The sequence below is a fragment of the Nonomuraea longicatena genome (assembly GCF_039525605.1).
In the GTDB taxonomy this organism is placed as follows: Bacteria; Actinomycetota; Actinomycetes; order Streptosporangiales; family Streptosporangiaceae; genus Nonomuraea; species Nonomuraea longicatena.
The window spans coordinates 766,084-784,091 of record NZ_BAAAHQ010000001.1 but is presented as its reverse complement, the minus strand read 5'-3'; the positions used below and the strand labels follow the sequence as shown (position 1 = coordinate 784,091).

Here is an 18,008-nt window from a genome sequence, read left to right as displayed (position 1 = left end):
CACGACGCCGTTGATCAGGAGGGTTCGCATCCGATCACTGTAGTGTGACGCGATGCCGTGGAATCACAACATCGCCTTCCACCCGCTGATCCTGGAACAGGTGCCCCGCGACTGCGCCGACGCCCTCGACATCGGCTGCGGCGACGGGCTCCTGACCCGCAAGCTCGCCACGATGTCCGGCCGGGTCACCGGGCTCGATCTGTCGCCCGAGATGGTCACCCTCTCCCGGAAGCTCGCCCCCTCCCTGCGCTACGTCGAGGGCGACCTGTTGACCTGCGACCTGCCGGACAAGGGCTTCGACTTCGTGAGCACGGTCGCCGTCATCCACCACATGGACTTCACCGCCGCCCTCCGGCGCATGTCCGACCTGCTCAGGCCGGGCGGCCGGCTGGTCGTCGTCGGCGTCGCCGCCAACCGCACCCCGCTCGACTGGGTCTACGACGCCGCGAGTGTCGTGACCCACCAGGTCCTGTACCGCGTGCACGGCTACGACCAGTCGCCCGCGCCCGTCGCCGAGCCGTCCATGTCATGGTCGCAGGTGCGCCGTGAGGGCCTGAGGCTGCTTCCCGGCGCGCGCTACCGCAGGCACACGCTCTGGCGGTACTCCCTCGTCTGGACCAAGCCCTGACCAACAGCGGTCCGGGCGGCGGAGAATTGTCGGTGGGCGCGCCTACGATGAGCGACCTGACGGAAGGGTGCTGCTGATGCTCGACTCGCTCATCGTGCCGATGCTCGTCACGACCGACCTGCCGCCTGACACCGACCTGGCCGAGTTCGGCACACTGCTGACGGGCGCGGCCCGCGCGCTGCCCTACGACTGCTTCCTGGCGGGGGCGGTCTTCTGGCTCGACCGGCCGGCGCCGGTCCGGCAGCGCCCGGCGGCCGAACTGCGCTTCGCCGCCCTGCTCGGCCGCCTCGCCGTCGCCGGTCGGGGGCACACGGCACGGACGGTCGTCGCCGACGTACGGCACGCGGTCTCGGCCGCCGTCGCCTCCAGCTACGGCGGTGGCACGGCGACGCCCGCCGTCCTCGCCATCCGCGAGCGCGACATCCGCGAACGCACCCCCGAGACCGCCCTCCGGATCAGCACCCTCGACGCCGCCCCCAACCTGACGACGACCGCCCGCGCCCTCCTGTAGCCCCCCGGACGACAGCAACACCCCCTCAGCCCCCTACCCGGCCGTGCTCCCCGGCGTTGGAACGCTTGATTTCCGGATATCTCATGATGCCCAGGAAGATGATCACTACCTGCCGGACGACCAAGCAAGGAGAACCCCGAACATGCGCACCCTGGTCCGCGCGCTGATCCTCATCACCGCCCTCGGGGCGGCATCCTTACCCGCCCTGCCCGCGAGCGCCGCCCCGACGGTGACCGTCGACTCCCTCACTATCAGCAGCGCCTCCCCCACGGCGGGTCGGCCGATCACGGCCACCGCGAGCGTCCGCGCCTCGGGGCCGCTGCAGGCCGATGTGATCACCATCGCCGTCCGCGACGCCGCCGACCAGATCGTGGACTTCCCCGGCGCCAGGCCGGCCACCCTCGGCACCGGCGGGACGACGTTCACGTCCGACCCCCGCTCCTACCCCCCGGGCCGCTACACCTACTTCTTCGCCTACCTGTCCGGCGGCGTCTGGACGAATCTCACGCCGCGACAGTCGTTCACCGTCACCGCCGCCGACAACCCCGTCACCTTCTCCCAGGACTTCGACGGCCCCGCGGGCGCGGGCCCCAACCACGGCCTGAGCACGCCCGTCTGGTTCAACGACCCCTGCTGGCGGCAGGCGTGCACCGGCACGATCGCCGAGTACAAGATGGACCACGCCCGCCTCGACGGCCAGGGCCACCTGGTGCTGACCGCCGACGACCGGGTCACGCCCGGCGCCCTCTGCGGCACCCAGGAGTGCAAGTACGCGAGCGCCCGCCTGACCATGATCGAGTGGGCCACCGAGAGCCGGGTCGCCTGGTCGCAGACGGGCGGGCGGCTGGAGGTGCGGATGAAGGCGCCGCTGGGCAAGGGCCTGTGGCCGGCGTTCTGGACCGTCGGCCACAACAACCCGACCGTCCCGTGGCCGAGGAGCGGCGAGATCGACGTCGTGGAGATCAGGGGCGATCATCCGACGCTGGCCGAGCAGCACGCGCACGGCGGTGATCCGTACCTGCACTTCGGCGACAGTGCCACCATCCCGGGCGGGGGGCGGGTGGACGGGTTCCACACCTACGCGGTCGACTGGGACGCCGGGCCTGACGGCTACCTCAAGTGGTCGATCGACGGCGTCGTCACCCGTACGCTGACGGCCGCGCAGGCGGGAACGTCGTGGGAGCAGTCCTACCGGCACGCCCACACGCTGATCCTCAACCTGGCGGTCGGCGGCCCGGAGTGGGTGGGCCTGCCGGACGCGGGCACGAGGTTCCCGGCCGAACTGGTCGTCGACCACGTGCGCGCGTACCAGAAGCCGATGCTCTGACCCGAGGTCGGCGGCGGGCCGTCGGTGGCTCGAACTCCAGTGTGACGGGGCCGCCGGTTCGAGCCGGTCCAAGGTGTTCGCGGCGTCAACTTCCCGTACAGACCCTGGACGGTAGCGGTGCGACCACGCCCCCGCGGGGTATCGGATCCGCATGCTCTATGGCAAGGAACACGTCGAGACCTACCAGCGGACCGGTGGCGCAGAGGGCCACGACTGGAACGGCACCACCATCCTGCTGCTGACCACGCGCGGCCGCCGTTCCGGCCGCTCCTACACGACTCCGCTCATCTACCAGCCCCACGGCGACTCCTACGTGGTGGTCGCCTCGAAGGGCGGCGCGCCGGAGGACCCGGACTGGTACGCCAACCTGCTGGCCGACCCCGAGGTGGAGGTGCAGGTGAAGGCCGACCGCTTCCGGGCGCGGGCCCGTACCGCCACCGACGAGGAGAAACCCGAGCTGTGGGCGTTGATGACCGCCACGTGGCCCGACTACGACTCCTACCAGCTCAAGACCGACCGCCCGATCCCGGTGGTGGTGCTGGAGCGCGCCTGACCCTTCCTGGGGGCGCGGCGCGCCCCCAGGAACGACAGGTGGAAGATCGTTCGTTGTCCGGGTATGGCTGACATCCCGTACGACAGGAAAGAGCAGCTCAGGCAGATCGAGAGCGGCCTGATGCCGGGTGAGCGCATCATCGCCGTCTACGACGCGATCGGCACCGGCACCGGGTTTCTGGGGCTGACCGACCGCCGGGTGATCGTCCAGGACAAGTCGTTCGTCGGCAAACGCATCGCGATCACCAGCATCCCCTACGGCAAGATCTCCGCGGTGAGCGTGGTCAGCAACAAGTCGCTCGCCGGCGGGTTCTTCTCCTCAGGCGCCATCGCCGTCCACGTCGGCACCCACACCTACGAGGTCGACTTCCGGGGCAGCGAGAAGGCCCACCACGTGCACAACGTGATCCTCCACTACATCTCGGCCCGCTGAGCTCGGGTCGCCGGTGCGGCTCAGCCGGTGAGTTCGAGATACAACTCGTGGGTACGGCGGGCGACGTGTTCCCAGGAGAAGTGCTCGACGGCCCGCACCCGCCCGGCCACGCCCAGGTCTCGGGCGAGCGCCGGGTCGCCGAGGACGGCGTTGACGCGCGCGGCCAGGTCGGCGGCGAACCGGGCCGGGTCGCGGGGCTCGCCGTCCGGCCCGGCGTCGATCGGGACGAGCAGCCCGCTCTCCCCGTCGGCGACGACCTCGGGGATGCCGCCGGTGGCGGTGGCGACGACGGCGCTCTCGCAGGCCATCGCCTCCAGGTTGACGATGCCCATGGGCTCGTACACCGACGGGCACACGAACACCCGCGCGTGGGTGAGCAGTTGGACGACCTCGGGCTTGGGCAGCATCTCGGAGATCCACACGACGCCGTCGCGGGAGCGGGCCAGTTCTTCGACCAGGCCGCGCACCTCGGCGGCGATCTCGGGTGTGTCCGGCGCTCCGGCGCAGAGCACGAGCTGGGCGGCGGGGTCGAGGTCGCGGGCCGCGTGGAGGAGGTGGACCAGGCCCTTCTGCCGGGTGATGCGGCCGACGAAGACGACGTAGGGCCGGTCGGGGTCGACGCCGTGCTTGAGCAGCACGTCCACGCCGGGGTCCGGGCGGTACTCGGCGGTGTCGATGCCGTTGTGGACGACCCGCACCCGCTCGGCCGGGATCTCGGGGTAGGCGGTGAGCACGTCGCGCCGCATGCCCTCGGACACGGCGACGACCGCGTCGGCTCCGGCCAGCGCGGTGCGCTCGGCCCACGACGAGACGGCGTAGCCGCCGCCGAGCTGCTCGGCCTTCCAGGGGCGCAGCGGCTCCAGGCTGTGGGTGGTGACCACGTGGGGGACGCCGTACAGGAGCTTGGCCAGGTGTCCCGCGAGGTTGGCGTACCAGGTGTGGGAGTGGACGACGGAGGCGCCGTCGCAGGCGGCGGCCATCTCCAGGTCGACGCCGAGCACCTGGAGCGCGGCGTTGGCGCCCTCCAGGCCGCCGGGCACCCGGTAGGCGCTGACGCCGGGCTCCTCGCGGCGGGCGCCGAAGCAGCGCACGCGTACGTCGGCCAGGCGGCGTAGTTCGCGGGAGAGGTATTCGAGGTGCACACCGGCGCCGCCATAGACCTCCGGTGGGTACTCACGGCTCAGCAGATCGACGCGCACGGTCACCACCTTAGTGGGCCGCTGCCGCAGGTGGTCGATAGGACGCCCGATTACGGGTAGCTTCCTGTCCATGACGTCCCCCAGTGTTCTCGCGGTGGTGCTGGCCGGTGGAGAAGGCAAGCGCCTGTTGCCGCTGACGGCGGACCGGGCGAAACCGGCGGTGCCGTTCGGCGGGATGTACCGGCTGATCGATTTCGTGCTGTCCAACCTGGCCAACGGCGGCTATCTCAAGATCGTGGTGCTGACGCAGTACAAGAACCACAGCCTCGACCGGCACGTCTCGCAGACGTGGCGGCTGTCGGCGATGCTGGGCAACTACGTGACGCCGGTGCCCGCGCAGCAGCGTCTGGGCCCGCGCTGGTTCGCGGGGTCGGCGGACGCGCTCTTCCAGAACCTGAACCTGATCTACGACGAGATGCCCGAGCACGTGATCGTGTTCGGCGCCGACCACATCTACCGGATGGATCCGCGTCAGATGGTCGAGCAGCACGAGAGCTCGGGCGCCGACGTGACGGTGGCGGCGATCCGGCAGCCGCTGGCGCTGGCCGACCAGTTCGGGGTGATCGAGACCGATCCGGCCGGGCGGAAGATCGCGGCCTTCCGCGAGAAGCCCAAGGACGCGACGGGGCTGCCCGACTCCCCCGGCGAGGTGTACGCCTCGATGGGCAACTACGTGTTCAGGACGCAGGCCATGATCCAGGCGCTGCGGGAGGACGCGCTCGACCCGACGAGCAAGCACGATCTGGGCGGCGACATCATCCCGATGCTGGTGAAGTCGGGCGGGGCCGAGGTCTACGACTTCGCCGACAACGCGGTGCCGGGCTCGACCGAGCGCGACCGGGGTTACTGGCGCGACGTCGGGACCCTCGACGCCTACTACGAGGCGCACATGGACCTGATCTCGGCGCATCCGGTGTTCAACCTGTACAACGACCGGTGGCCGATCTTCGGCGGGCACCTGCCGCTGCCCCCGGCCAAGTTCGTGCACAACGACGGCGACCGGGTGGGCCGGGCGATCGACTCGCTGGTCTCACCCGGGGTGATCGTCTCGGGGGCGACGGCGACCCGGTCGATCCTGTCGCCGAGGGTGGTCCTCCACTCGCACGCGCTGGTGGAGGACTCGGTGATCATGGACAACGTGAAGGTGGGCAGGGGCGCCGTCGTCCGCAGGGCGATCGTCGACAAGAACGTCGTGATCCCCGACGGCGCCCGGATCGGCTTCGACCTCGACTACGACCGCACGCGCTTCGCGGTGACCAGGGACGGGATCGTGGTCATCGGGAAGAACGAGTTCGTGGACCGCTGACCCACAGCACCCGCCCGCCGTCCACCGGGACCGGCTTGTAGGCGGAGAAGACCCCGCTGTCCTGCAGCCCCTCGACGGCGGGCGAGCGCAGTACGGCGGTGCGCGGGTCGAGGCCGAGCGCGTCCCAGTCGAGGTCGAGCTTGGTGGCGGTGGGGCCGTCGTGCCAGCTCCCGAGCGCGACGAGGGTGCCTTCCTCTCCGACGTAGGCGGTGGCGCGCACGTCGTCGTCGAGGGCGCGCACGGGCGCCGACGGCGACCAGTAGCCGAGCATGCGGGCCTGCGGCACCCGGTAGGCGTCGAACAGCCGCCACATCGGCCGGGGGTCGCCCTCGCCCGCGTACACGCGGGCGGTCATGCCGTACACGAGGCCGCGCCAGGGGTGTCCGCCGCCTTCCAGCATGTCGCCCATGAGGCCAAAGGGGATGCCGCAGGTCTCGACCAGCCACTGGTCGGGGGCGGCGGCGTAGTCGAAGTACTCGCCGAACCAGAGCCGGTCCACGTACGGCAGCAGCTCCAGGTAGAGGTTGGCGCTGCTGGCGTAGCCGTCCTTCTCGTTGAACTGGTTGGCCGAGTGCAGGTCCACGAGCGGGTGGGGGCGCTGGTCGAGCACGCGCCGCACCCGTTTCATGACCTCGCGGTCGAAGCCGACGTCGTCGAGGTAGAGTCCGTCGATCCCGATCTCGCGTACCAGCCAGTCGAGGCCCTCGACGTAGTAGTTGTGCCAGCGCGAGTTCCCGTTGGTGATCAGTGAGGAGTCGTCGGTCGGGGTGGCGAACCAGGCGGGCAGCCGTCCGTCGCCGACGTGCTCGCGCGACCAGGCGGCGCCACCGCCGGGGCCCTCCGCGAGGACCTCGTCGCCGAGGCTGAGCAGCGCCCACAACTCGGGCGCGCGGGTGGTGAGCTCGCGCACCGTGTAGTAGATCTTGCTGCTCAGCCCGGCCGCGTGCAGGTCGGAGACGTACTCGCGGAGGCGGTCCGTGGCGAGGAACGGGTAGTTGATGTACGGGTTGACCGCGGTGGCGTGGTGGGTGTTGACGACGGTCGCGCCGGTGGCGGCGGCCTCCTCGGCCGACCGGTAGGCGTGCAGGTAGCGCTGCGTGAAGTGGGCGCCGGTGTCGATCGGCTTGAACGGCGTGAGCGTGAGACGCACGTCGAAGCGCAGCCGCTCGCCGGCCGCCATCCGGCGGGGCCCGCCGTGGCAGAGCAGTTCGTCGCGGGTGAGCCGGATGCCGCCGCGCCCCTCGTTGTGCCATGAGCGCGGCAGCACGAGCGGGCGCTGGTGGTAGAAGTTGGTGTTGAGCGGCCGCACGTAGTGCTCGTCGCTGAGCCTGACCTGCACGCCCGCGTTGACGTCGCCGATCCAGACGGCGTCCTGGTTGCGGCGGACGTCCCAGTGCCAGTCGAGGTCCGCACGGGCACCTCCGGCCCGCCCCAGCCCCATCTGGTACGGCAACGCCGCCAAAGGCACCCGCAGCCGGGTGTCGGCGAGTTCGACGGCCTTGGCCGCGCTCAGCTCCAGCCGGTAGGTCAGCGTGCCGTCGAACTCCAGGGTGCCGTCGAGGTCGAGGGTGAGTGCTCCGGCGCGCAGCCGGGAGGTCCAGGAGGCGGCGGCCGTGCCGTGCGCGGTGACGCGGACCCCGTCGCCGTGCCAGTCGTGGCCGGGCACCTCGAAGCGGACCGGCCCGCCGAGGATCTCGGTGGGCCGCTCGCCGACGGCGGTGGCCTCGGGGGTGAAGTACGAGGTCAGCGCGGCGGGCAGGCCGTCGGGGGCGAGGGTGACGGTACGGCCGAGGACGCCGAGCACGACGCCGTCGCAGGTGACGGGCGTGTAGGGGCGCACGACGGTGTCGTCGCGGCCCTTGCCGGAGTTCAGCCAGCGCAGCCGTGACAGGCGGGCGGGGTCGGAGTCGCCGGCGTCGGTGACGGGTTCGCCCGCGGTCTCGACGGTGAAGGCGACGGTGTGCGGGCGCTCGTCCTCCGCCGTCACGGTGACAGTGAAGTCTCTTTCGGAATTCGACGCTCCGCACCAGAGCGCTTGCACTGTGTGCTCGGGCACGTCGAGGCGGCGGGTGAAGTCGCGGCCGAGGTGATCGTTGCCGCCGAGGGTGAAGCAGGTGAAGCCCGGCAGGTCGGACTCGACGCGGACATCGCGCAGCGGCCTGGAGGCGTACACGCCGATCTGGAAGGCGAGGTACTCGCCGGGCGCGGCCCGCAGGCGGACGGGGCCGGGCTCGCGCTCCAGCCAGCGGGCGGGCAGCGCGCGCATGCGGACGGGGTGCTCGCGGCTCTCGCCGAAGACGAGCAGGCCCTCCTGGGGCGGGGCCGGGCGTTCCATGTCGGTGTAGCGGTCGTGTTCCGTACGGGCTTCCCAGGCCGCCACAAGGCAGCGGACGGGCTCCCCTTCCGGCAGGTCAGGGGTGGGGTCGAGGTAGTCGTGCTGCGGGTACTGTGGCTTGGCGACATCCCGGTAGGGCGTGTAGTAGAGCACGTACTCGCCGGGGCCGAGGACGGGTGCGAACACGTAGCCGCCTTCGGCGGCGTGCGCGCGGCCCACCTCCTCCCCACCGGCCGTCGTGACAACCCCGGAGCCCTTGTGGTGCTGGGGGGTCAGCCACGGCACCGGCACCCACGCCGGTCGCGCGCCGTCCTCGACGTGGACGCGGACGCGGTGGTTTCCGAGCTCGGCGGGAGCCCACGCGGAGGCGGTCTCATGGGGTTGTCGCATGGCGGACAGGCTAACGTGTGCACAACGGTGATTAAAGATGTCGCTTTCATAAATACTGCGAACACTATTGACCAGGGCACTCTGCATCTCCGACGATGTCGGATCAATCCCCCGTAAACCGGACGAAGGTGAGTCGTGACGACGGTCGAGTCGCCAGTACGCCCCCCGAAGGGGCGCCGCCGTGCCGAAGGTGAGGCGAACGGGAAGCGGGCCGGGCGCTGGAGACGGGACAGAACGCTGTTCTTCCTGGCCCTGCCGGGCGCGCTCTACTTCGTGCTGTTCTTCTACGTCCCGTTGCTCGGCAACGTCATCGCCTTCCAGGACTACTCGCCGTTCCTCGGCTTCAGCAGCCCGTTCGTCGGCCTTGAGAACTTCTCCGCCATGCTGTCCGACAGCACCTTCTGGCGGGCGGTCCTGCGGACCCTGGAGATCACCCTCCTGCAGCTCGTGCTCTACTTCCCGGCACCGCTGGCACTGGCGCTCCTGCTGCACAGCATGCTGGGCAACCGGCTCAAGCGCTTCGTGCAGACCATCGTGTACCTGCCGCACTTCATGTCCTGGGTCATCGTCGTCGCGATGTTCCAGCAGGTGTTCGGCGGCGCGGGCTCGCTCAACATGTTCCTGCGCCAGAACGACGTCGGCGTCCTGAACATCATGAACAACCCCGACATGTTCTCCCTCCTGGTCACCGCCGAGGTGATCTGGAAGGACACCGGCTGGGGCACGATCATGTTCCTGGCGGCGCTGGTGGCGGTCGACCAGAACCTCTACGAGGCCGCGGCCGTCGACGGCGGCGGCAAGTGGCGCAGGCTCTGGCACGTGACGCTGCCGGGTATCCGGCCGATCCTGATCATGCTGTTCATCCTGCGGCTCGGCGACATCCTGTCGGTCGGCTTCGAGCAGATCCTGCTCCAGCGAAAATTCGTCGGCGCGAACGCCTCAGAGGTGATCGACACCTACGTCTATTACAACGGCATCATCGACGGCAACTGGGGGGCCAGCACCGCCGCCGGCCTGATGAAGGGAATCGTCGGCGCCGCCTTGATGATCGCCGCCAACAAACTCGCGCACCGGCTCGGAGAGCAGGGGGTCTACCGCCGATGAGGAATCCGTTCGCACTGCCGGAACTCCCGCCGTGGATGGAACGGCCCACCGTCGCCGGCCGCCTGGTCAAGGGCCTGGCGCTGGTCATCATCTGCCTGCTCGTGCTCTACCCCTTCGTCCTCGCCGTCGGCACCAGCCTGGCCGGGGCCGACGAACTGCGTGAGTCCGGCGGCTGGGTGCTGTTCCCGTCCGAGCCCACCCTGGAGGCCTACCAGGTGCTGCTGTCGGGCGGCGTGGTCACCAAGGCCGCGCTCGTGACGGTCGGCGTCACCGGCATCGGCACCGCGCTCAGCATGCTCGCCACCATCATGCTCGCCTACGGCACCAGCCGCCCCGGCGGCCTCGGCAGCCGCTGGATCGTGATGATGATGCTGGGAACGTTCCTGTTCGCCCCCGGCATCATCCCGAGCTTCCTGCTGGTCAAGGAACTCGGGATGCTCAACACCTACGCGGCGCTGGTACTGCCGGTGCTGCTCAACGCCTTCAACGTGATCGTCGTGCGGCAGTTCTTCATGAACGTGCCGGACGAACTGCTCGACGCCGCCCGCATGGACGGCGCCGGAGACCTCACGATCCTGTGGCGGGTCGTCCTGCCGCTGTCGAAGGCGGTCCTCGCGGTCGTCGGCCTGTTCTACGCCGTGAGCTACTGGAACGCCTTCTTCAACGCGATGATCTACGTCGAGTCCGACAAGTACCCGCTCCAGATGATCCTGCGTTCGTACATCATCGACGCGGGCGAAATGAACGCCGGCGACCTCGGCATCGCCGCCCTGCCTCCGGGCCAGGCGATCAAGATGGCCGTCCTGGTCTGCGCAGTGCTCCCCATCGTCTGCGTCTACCCCTTCCTCCAGAAGTACTTCGTCAAGGGCGTCCTCACCGGCGCGATCAAGGGCTAAGGAGCCTGCACCATGAAACTCGACCGGCGTTCCTTCCTGGGCCTCGCGGGCCTCACCGCGGCGGGCGTCCTGACCGGCTGCGGCAGCTCCGACGGCGGCGGCAGCGGCGCCGCCGGCTCCAAGGCCGGCGCGGCGAGCGGCCCGCTCAAGATGCCCACGTACGTGCCCTTCGCGGGGCCGACGCCGGATCTGCCGGGCAACGCCCAGGGTCTGGACCCCGGCTATCTGAAGTTCCCCGCCAGCCCCGTCAAGACCGTCCCGAACGTGCCCGGCGACGGCAGCACCGTCACGGCCCTGACCTACTACGACGGCCCGGTCGTGCCGACGATGGACGGCAACTCCTTCTGGCAGGAGGTCAACAAGCGCCTCGGGGTGACCTTCCAGCTCGACACCGGCAACGATGAGGGCTATCCGACCAAGTTCAACACCATCGTCGCGGGCGGCGACATCAAGGACCTCATGTGGGTGGCCCCCAACCAGGGCCTCACCAAGGTCGCGCAGATGGCGGAGGCGCTGTTCGCCGACATCACCCCGTACGTGTCGGGCGACGCCGTCAAGGAGTTCCCGAACCTGGCCAACATGCCCGAGATGACGTGGCTGGCCTCGGTCATGAACGGCCGGATCTGGGGCGTCCCGGTCGCCTACAGCTACTTCGGACAGGTCTACCAGGGCAACAAGGAGCGCTGGGACAGCGTCGACGGCTTCACCGCCAAGAGCCCGGACGAGCTGCTGGAGAAGTTCAAGCAGCTCACCGACGCCAAGGGCGGCAAGTGGGCGCTGGAGCCCGCCTACGTCAACGCGGTGGCGCAGTTCAACCAGATCTTCCGGGGCGCCAACGTGTGGCGCCTTGAGGGCGGCAAGCTGACGCACATGTTCGAGACGCCCGAGTACGCCTCGGCGCTGGAGATGGCCACCAAGGCGTTCAAGGCCGGGGTCTTCTACCCCGACCCCAAGATCACCGACATCGCCTCCAAGGTCGCCGAGGGCACGGTCGCCGCGCAGGTCGTCTCGGGCGCGGGCTGGGTCGGCACGCCGAACAACCCCGGCTACGGCGACGTGTGGGAGCTGACCACCCTCATCCCCTTCGGCCACGACGGCGGCAAGGGCGTGCACCAGCTCGCCCGGGGCTCGGTCGGCTTCACCGGCATCAAGAAGGGCGAGGAGAAGCGCGTCAAGATGCTGCTCAAGGTGCTCGACTTCCTGGCGGCGCCGTTCGGCAGCGAGGAGTGGTTCTTCCTCAACTACGGCGTGGCCGGCACCCACCACAACATGGAGAAGGGCGCCCCGGTCAAGACGAAGGAAGGCGAGCCGCTGCTGGGCTTCGGCAACCAGCTGAAGTTCATGGCGCAGTCGCCGGAGTTCCTCTACTACCCGGGCAAGGACGAGACCACCAAGGCCATCCACACCGCCCAGCAGCAACTGCTGGAGATCTCCGTGCCGAGCCCCATCCTCGGCCACTACTCCGAGACGAACGTCGACAAGGGCCAGTCCCTGACCTCGAAGGTCTACGAGTTCGTCGAGGACGTCGTCGCGGGCCGCCGCTCGCAGACCGAGATGTCCGGCGTCGTCGGGGAGTGGAAGAGCAACGGCGGCGACAAGATCCGCCAGGAGTTCGAGGAGTCGATCGCCAAGGCGGGCTGAGACACCCGCGACCGACTCCCGGCAGCCGAGCGGCCCGGGGACCTTTCGAGGTCCCCGGGCCGTTCGCGTCGCGGTAGGGTCCCTGGGGGCCGTGTCGCCGTGTGGGTCACTGTGTATGTGTAGTCACTGTGTGGGTCGTAGTGCGGGTCACTGTGTGGAGGGAGCCTGGTGAGAGTGCGCGACGCCCGCGCCGTGGCGGCCCGGTGGGCGGCAGAGGCCGCGCACGAGGGGGCCTTCCTGAGCGGATCGCTCACCTGGCTGCCCGGCGACGCCGAGGTGCCCGCCGCATCCGACGTGGACGTGATGGTCGTGGCACCCGGCGCGCGGCCCAAGCTCGGCAAGTTCCGCCGCGAGGGGGCGCTGCTGGAGGTCACCTACCTGACCTGGGCGGATCTGCCGTCACCGGAGGCTGTGCTGGGCCACTACCATCTGGCGGGCGCGTTCAAGACCGACCACGTGCTGACCGACCCGAGCGGGCGGCTGCGGGCGCTGCAGGCCGCCGTGGGGCCGCGCTGGGCGCAGGCGGAATGGGTGCGGCGGCGATGCGAGCACGCCGAGCGGCGCGTCGTGGAGGCCCTGTCCGGTACGGCGACGGCGCGGACGTACCCCGCGCGGGTCATGGCCCTGCTGTTCGGCACGGGGATCACCACGCACGTGCTGCTCACGGCCGGGCTGCGCAACCCCACCGTGCGGCTGCGCTACCCGGCGGCCAGGCAGTTGCTCATGCAGAACGGCTTCTCCGCCTTCTACGAGGAGCTGCTCGACCTGCTCGGCTCCACCCGGCTGGGTCCGGGCCGGGTGGAGCGGCATCTGGCGGCGCTGACCTCGGTCTTCGACGAGGCCGCGCACGTCGAGGCGGCGCCGTACCCGTTCGCCTCCGACATCTCCCCGCAGGCCAGGCACATCGCGGTGCACGGCAGCCGGGAACTGATCGCGCGAGGACTGCACCGCGAGGCGATGTTCTGGATCGCGGTCACCTACGCGCGCTGCCTGCGGATCCTCGGCCGCGCGGAGTCCCCCGGTTTCCGGGAGATCCTCGCCGACCTCGGCGCGGACGACCCCGTCGCCCGCGCCGCCGACGTGACGGCCGTGCTGCCGCGCCTGCGGCAGGTGGCCGAGCGGATCATCGAGCGCCGAGGCGGTGCCTAGCCTCCTCCAGCAGGCGCATCACGGCGAGGCTGTCGTCCAGCGGCATGATCGCGCTTTCCGTCCTGCCTTCGCGCAGCGCGTCCCTGACCTCGCGCACCTCGCCCTGGTAGCCGCCGTCGGCCGAGCCGAGCAGGTGCTCCTCCGGCTCGTGGCCGGGCCGGGTGAGCACGATGCGGCTCGGCGCCCAGAAGGCGGCGTCGAGGTCGGCGCGCATCTCGGTGCCGACGATCACGGCGCTGTTGGCCATCGGGCTGACCAGGGAGGTGTCGAGCAGCGCGCGGGCACCGCCCCGGTAGGTGAGCAGCGCGCCCGCCTCGGCGTCCACGCCCGAGGGGCCGAGCGTGCCGGTCAGGTGCATCTCCTCGGGCTCGCCGAGCATGAGCTGGGCCAGCGCGAACGGGTAGACGCCCAGGTCGAGCAGCGCTCCCCCGCCGGTGGCGGGGTTCCACAGCCGGTCGGCCGGATCATAGGGGCGGTTGAAGCCGAAGCTAGCCTGCACCGAGCGGATCTCGCCGAAGCGCTCGTCGGCGACGATGCGCCGGATGAGCGGGTTGAAGCGCATCCACATGGCCTCCATGAGGAAGACACCGGCGTCGCGGGCCAGCGCGACCATGCGCTCGGCCTCGGCGAGCTTGGCCGTGAGCGGCTTCTCGCACAGCACGGCCTTGCCGGCGGCGATGGCGGCCTCGGCGACCTCCAGGTGCTGGGCGTGCGGGGTGGCGACGAAGACCGCGTCCACCTCGGGGGCCGCGCACAGTTCGGCGTAGGAGCCGTAGGCGCGCTCGGCGCCCAGGTCGGCGGCGAGCGCGGCGGCCCGGCCCAGCTCGCGCGAGCCCACGGCGGCCACGCGCATGCCGGGCTCGGCGGCGATCACCGCGCCGACGGTCCTGGCGATGCCTCCGGTGGCCGCGATGCCCCAGGCAAGTTCTTTCATGTGCGCTCCTGCATCCTGAAGTCGTATCCGCCGGGCAGCGGGTGTTCCCGCCTGGCCCGGTCACTGATCTCGGGGGTGATCTCGCCGTCGCCCGCCAGACGGCGCTCGTGGTAGGCGAACCAGACGGTGCCCAAGGACATCTCCCCTTCACGGAGATTGTGCACCTCGATCCGGCTCTCCAGGACGGTGCCCGCCCGGTCGAGGTCACCGGTCGCGAGGGCGGCGCTCGCCTCGATGAGCCGCAGGCGGCCGAGGACGCGCTGGTGGTCGGGCAGGCCGTCGAGGACGGCGAGCGCGTCGGCGGGCCGGTCCGCGTCGAGGAGCGCGCGCAGCGTCTCGATCGTGAGTTCCAGCAGGCCGGGAGCGAGCGTGTGGGCCTCCACAAGCAGGTCGGCGACTCCGGCCGTCTCGACGGCCGCCGCGCTCGCCGATTCCCGTACCGTGTCGGAGGCCGTTCCATCCGCCGTTTCAGGCACCGTTTCAGGCACCGTTTCAGGCACCGTCCCGGCGGTAGGCTCACCGGCGGGGCGGGCGCTGTCGGCCGGTCCGGCGTGTGACGCCAGGCGGGTGCTCTCGGCCAGGCAGCGCAGCGCCCACGGGGTGCGGCGCAGGGTCAGGGACTCCTCCCACGCCTCGCGGGCGCCCGCCAGATCTCCGTCGGCGTAACGGACCAGCCCCAGGTGGTAGCGGGCGTGCCAGTCGGCCGGGTGGGCCTCCAGCAGGGCCCGCCAGCGGGGCCCGGTGACAGGTGCGGCGGGCGGGTCGCAGACCGGCAGGCGGCCCGTGGCCAGCAGCTCCGACCAGGGGCGCTGCTCCTCACCCGGCTCGCCGAAGGGCAGGCCGGGCGTGTCGGCCAGCGCCCCGGCCGCGAGTTCGAGGGCGCCCCAGCCGGAGCCGTGGGCCAGCCGCTCCTCCACGACGGCCGTCACGCCGAGTGCCGCTTCGACGGTCTCGCGGGAGACCAGCCGGTCGACGGCCTCGGCGGCGGCGGCGCGGGCCTGCTCCCAGGTGCCGTGGACACGGGCCGGGTCGGCTTCTGCCAGGCCGTACGCCTCGGCCCACGTCCAGGTCGTACGGCCGGGCATCGGCAGGTGTTCGAGCTGGGTCCGGGCCAGTCCCGCCTGGATCTCCAGGTAGCGGGAGCCGGGCCCGCTGAGCCATTCCTGCCAGCGGCGCCCGCCCGCGCCGGTGCCCCAGTGGAAGAGTTTGCGGCCGCGCAGCAGGTCGGTCGAGGTCTGGGCGAGCCCGCGCCCCGAGCCGTCGAGGGCGGCGATCCAGCGGCGTTCCTGCCCGGGGATCTCGAAGAAGTAGTCGGCCGAGCGCGGCACCCGGTCGGTGTAGCTGCGGTCGACGCCGTCGAGTTCGGGGAAGTCCACGACACGCAGTTCGGCCGTGTAGTCGAAGTGGTAGGCGCGTTCGGCGGGCGCCACGACCCGCACGTCGGGCGCCTCGGGGACGGCGATGTTGGACCACCAGTACACGGGCACCTCTGCGGGCGCCGGGTTGTGGACGGCGATCCGGACGAGCAGCACCGGCGAGTCCTCGGGCAGCCAGGCGTCCACGCGCAGCACCAGCCGCCGCAGCCGCTCGAACTCGTACATGCGCAGCATCGGGGTGCCGTCCGGCAGTGCCGCCCGCACGGCGTGCACGGGCTCGCAGGTGAGCGGCCAGTGGCCGGTGGCGCCGAGGTTCCACTCGACGCCTCCGGCCAGCCACGCGTCGCGCAGCGCCAGGTTGGCGGGTTGCAGGATCGGGTTGCGGTGCAGCAGTTCCCGGCCGGACGGCAGGTGCTCAAGCGACCACAGCCGCCCGCCGTACCCCGGCAGGAAAGTGGCTTTGAGCTGGGAGTTCTCAAGGACCACCACCGGCAGTTCGCGCTCGTGGCGCGAGCGCGAGTAGCCGTCCTGCGTCGTGTACGGCAGCAGCGAGCCCGGCTGGCCGTAGCCGATCTGGGCCGACATCTCGGCGTCGGCGCCGGACAGGCCCGGCTGGACCCGGGTGCCGTGCAGGATCGGCAGCAGGCCGGAGGCGGGCGGTTCGGCGGCGGGCAGGCGGAGCACGTCGCTCCGGAGGATGCTGGTCATGTGGTGGTCCCCGAGGTGTGGGCGGGTCAGTCGCAGGGCGTGAGCTGGTGCATGCCGATGTCGGGCGTGCAGGTGACGGGGTTGCCGAAGTGGTCGCGCCCGCCGTTGTCGTCGATCTCCTTGCCCGCCTTCAGCGCGGCCGAGCCGGGGCTCAGTTTGTACTCGCCGGTCAGGAGCGGGTCACCGGTGACGGTTCCGGTCGCGCCCGGCGGCACGGGCACGTTGAACAGCAGGTTGTTCTCCAGCTTGTAGCCGCCGGAGCGCAGGTTGAAGTACGCCTTGCCGGTGCCCTGGGTCACGACCAGGTTATTGGTGAAGGAGACCTCGCGCCGGTTGGCGTTGTTCTCGTTGATGACGGTCTGGGTGACGCCGTCGCCGATGACGAAGGTGTTGTTGTACACGGCCGCGCTCTCGACGCCGCCGCTGCAGTTCTCGATGCCCCTGAAGTGGTCGTTCACGCTCAGGTTGTACCTGACGACGGCGTCCTTGATCTTGCCGCCGGCGTTGCAGAACAGCATGAAGCCGCCCTGGTTGTCGTGGCTGTGGTTGTACTGGAAGACGGTGCCGAAGCCGTTCTCGTCCACGTCGAAGCTCATGCCGTCGCGGGTGGTCTCGCCGCCGGAGACCTCGTTGAACTGGATGACCACGTCGTCGGAGTTGTGCGTCCACAGGCCCGCGCTGTAGCCCTTGGAACGGCGCTGGAAGCCGTGGACGCGGTTGCGCTCGGCGAGGGCGCCGGTGACGCTGCCGAGCACGATGCCGTCGCCGCCGACGTCGGTCACGGTGTTGCCGTTGACCTTCACGCCGGTCCAGGGGATGTGCCGCCTGCCCGGCTCGCGGCCCCAGCCGGAGTTGTTCCAGGTGGAGAACAGGAAGATGCCGGAGCGGTCGACGCTCGTGACGGTGTTGCCGATGATCCGTACGTCGTCGAAGAGGGTGGGCACGGTGTTGCCCTCGACCCACATGGTGATGCCGGCCGAGCCGTACTCGTCCTTGGAGTCGTCGCCGTTGACGTCGTGCACGTCGAGGCCGCGCAGCACGATGTGCCTGAGGGTGCCCGCGTCGCGGCCGCTGACGCGCACGCCCCTGCGCTTGCCGGGGGCTGCGCCGGTGTTGGCGATGTCGAGGTTGGCGATCTCCCAGTACTGCTGGTTGTGCAGCTTGACGGCGTCGTCGGCGCCGCCGCCCTGGATGCGGGGCTTGGCGCCCCTGCCGTAGGCGTCGATCGTGATGGGACGGTCCTCGGCGCCGGAGCCCTTCGGCGCGAGCGCGCCGGTGCAGGTGGAGCCGCGCTTGAACAGCACGCGGTCGCCGGGACCGAGGTCGAGGGCGTTGACCTGGTCGAGGGAGTTGAGGGGGTGGCCGACGCTGCCCTTGGGGGTCTTGGCCGAGCCGCAGTCCACGTGGACGGCATGGCCGTGACCGGCGCCGCTGACGGGGTCCGCGGCTGCGGGGCTCGCCGTCAGCGCGACGACGACCAGCCCGGCGAGAACGGATTTCACGGGGGGTTTTCTCCTTT

General features: G+C 70.7%; 15 protein-coding genes. 10 read left to right on the top strand and 5 right to left on the bottom strand.

Features of this window, described 5'->3' with window-relative positions; all coding sequences use genetic code 11:
• Positions 1-52: 52 nt before the first annotated feature.
• From ABD120_RS03470 to ABD120_RS03450, 5 genes are all read left to right on the top strand, one after another.
• Complete coding sequence (locus ABD120_RS03470; protein WP_343948180.1) at positions 53-628, top strand: class I SAM-dependent methyltransferase; 576 nt, start codon at positions 53-55, stop codon at positions 626-628.
• Between the two features lie 76 nt (positions 629-704).
• Positions 705-1,139: a hypothetical protein gene (locus tag ABD120_RS03465; RefSeq protein WP_343948179.1), complete on the top strand. Its 435-nt coding sequence runs from the start codon at positions 705-707 to the stop codon at positions 1,137-1,139.
• Positions 1,140-1,281: 142 nt separating this feature from the next.
• Positions 1,282-2,466, top strand: coding sequence for a glycoside hydrolase family 16 protein (locus tag ABD120_RS03460; protein ID WP_343948178.1), 1,185 nt, complete (start codon positions 1,282-1,284; stop codon positions 2,464-2,466).
• Between the two features lie 151 nt (positions 2,467-2,617).
• Positions 2,618-3,019, top strand: a complete 402-nt coding sequence (locus ABD120_RS03455) for a nitroreductase family deazaflavin-dependent oxidoreductase (protein ID WP_343948177.1) — start codon at positions 2,618-2,620, stop codon at positions 3,017-3,019.
• Positions 3,020-3,082: 63 nt separating this feature from the next.
• Positions 3,083-3,451 carry a PH domain-containing protein gene (locus ABD120_RS03450; protein WP_343948176.1) on the top strand — a complete coding sequence of 123 codons (369 nt, stop codon included), beginning with the start codon at positions 3,083-3,085 and terminating at the stop codon, positions 3,449-3,451.
• A gap of 20 nt (positions 3,452-3,471) precedes the next feature.
• On the opposite strand, the gene glgA is transcribed toward ABD120_RS03450, so the two are convergent.
• On the bottom strand, positions 3,472-4,650 hold the full coding sequence (gene glgA / locus ABD120_RS03445) for a glycogen synthase (protein WP_343948175.1): 1,179 nt from the start codon (positions 4,648-4,650) through the stop codon (positions 3,472-3,474).
• 70 nt (positions 4,651-4,720) lie between these two features.
• Here glgA and glgC point away from each other — a divergent pair, with 70 nt between their 5' ends.
• Positions 4,721-5,956: a glucose-1-phosphate adenylyltransferase gene (glgC, locus tag ABD120_RS03440; protein ID WP_343948174.1), complete on the top strand. Its 1,236-nt coding sequence runs from the start codon at positions 4,721-4,723 to the stop codon at positions 5,954-5,956.
• Here glgC and ABD120_RS03435 read toward each other — a convergent pair.
• Positions 5,925-8,681: a glycoside hydrolase domain-containing protein gene (locus ABD120_RS03435; RefSeq protein WP_343948173.1), complete on the bottom strand. Its 2,757-nt coding sequence runs from the start codon at positions 8,679-8,681 to the stop codon at positions 5,925-5,927. The genes glgC and ABD120_RS03435 overlap by 32 nt on opposite strands.
• Before the next feature lie 135 nt (positions 8,682-8,816).
• On the opposite strand from ABD120_RS03435, the gene ABD120_RS03430 reads away from it, so the two are divergent.
• From ABD120_RS03430 to ABD120_RS03415, 4 genes are all read left to right on the top strand, one after another.
• Complete coding sequence (locus ABD120_RS03430; protein ID WP_343948172.1) at positions 8,817-9,785, top strand: ABC transporter permease; 969 nt, start codon at positions 8,817-8,819, stop codon at positions 9,783-9,785.
• Entirely contained in the window at positions 9,782-10,681 is a 900-nt protein-coding gene (locus ABD120_RS03425) for a carbohydrate ABC transporter permease (protein WP_343948171.1), read from the top strand. Before ABD120_RS03430 ends, ABD120_RS03425 begins: the two co-directional genes overlap by 4 nt.
• 12 nt (positions 10,682-10,693) lie before the next feature.
• The gene (locus tag ABD120_RS03420; protein WP_343948170.1) at positions 10,694-12,322 is read left to right on the top strand and encodes a type 2 periplasmic-binding domain-containing protein; all 1,629 of its coding nucleotides are present in this window, start codon (positions 10,694-10,696) and stop codon (positions 12,320-12,322) included.
• A gap of 168 nt (positions 12,323-12,490) precedes the next feature.
• Positions 12,491-13,471 carry a hypothetical protein gene (locus ABD120_RS03415; protein WP_343948169.1) on the top strand — a complete coding sequence of 327 codons (981 nt, stop codon included), beginning with the start codon at positions 12,491-12,493 and terminating at the stop codon, positions 13,469-13,471.
• On the opposite strand, the gene ABD120_RS03410 is transcribed toward ABD120_RS03415, so the two are convergent.
• From ABD120_RS03410 to ABD120_RS03400, 3 genes are read right to left on the bottom strand one after another with little or no spacing between them, the layout of a single operon-like run.
• Entirely contained in the window at positions 13,446-14,405 is a 960-nt protein-coding gene (locus ABD120_RS03410) for a Gfo/Idh/MocA family protein (RefSeq protein WP_343948168.1), read from the bottom strand. The genes ABD120_RS03415 and ABD120_RS03410 overlap by 26 nt on opposite strands.
• Positions 14,402-16,489, bottom strand: a complete 2,088-nt coding sequence (locus ABD120_RS03405; protein ID WP_343948167.1) for a DUF5107 domain-containing protein — start codon at positions 16,487-16,489, stop codon at positions 14,402-14,404. Before ABD120_RS03405 ends, ABD120_RS03410 begins: the two co-directional genes overlap by 4 nt.
• Before the next feature lie 26 nt (positions 16,490-16,515).
• The gene (locus ABD120_RS03400) at positions 16,516-17,991 is read right to left on the bottom strand and encodes a right-handed parallel beta-helix repeat-containing protein (protein ID WP_343948166.1); all 1,476 of its coding nucleotides are present in this window, start codon (positions 17,989-17,991) and stop codon (positions 16,516-16,518) included.
• Positions 17,992-18,008: the final 17 nt, after the last annotated feature.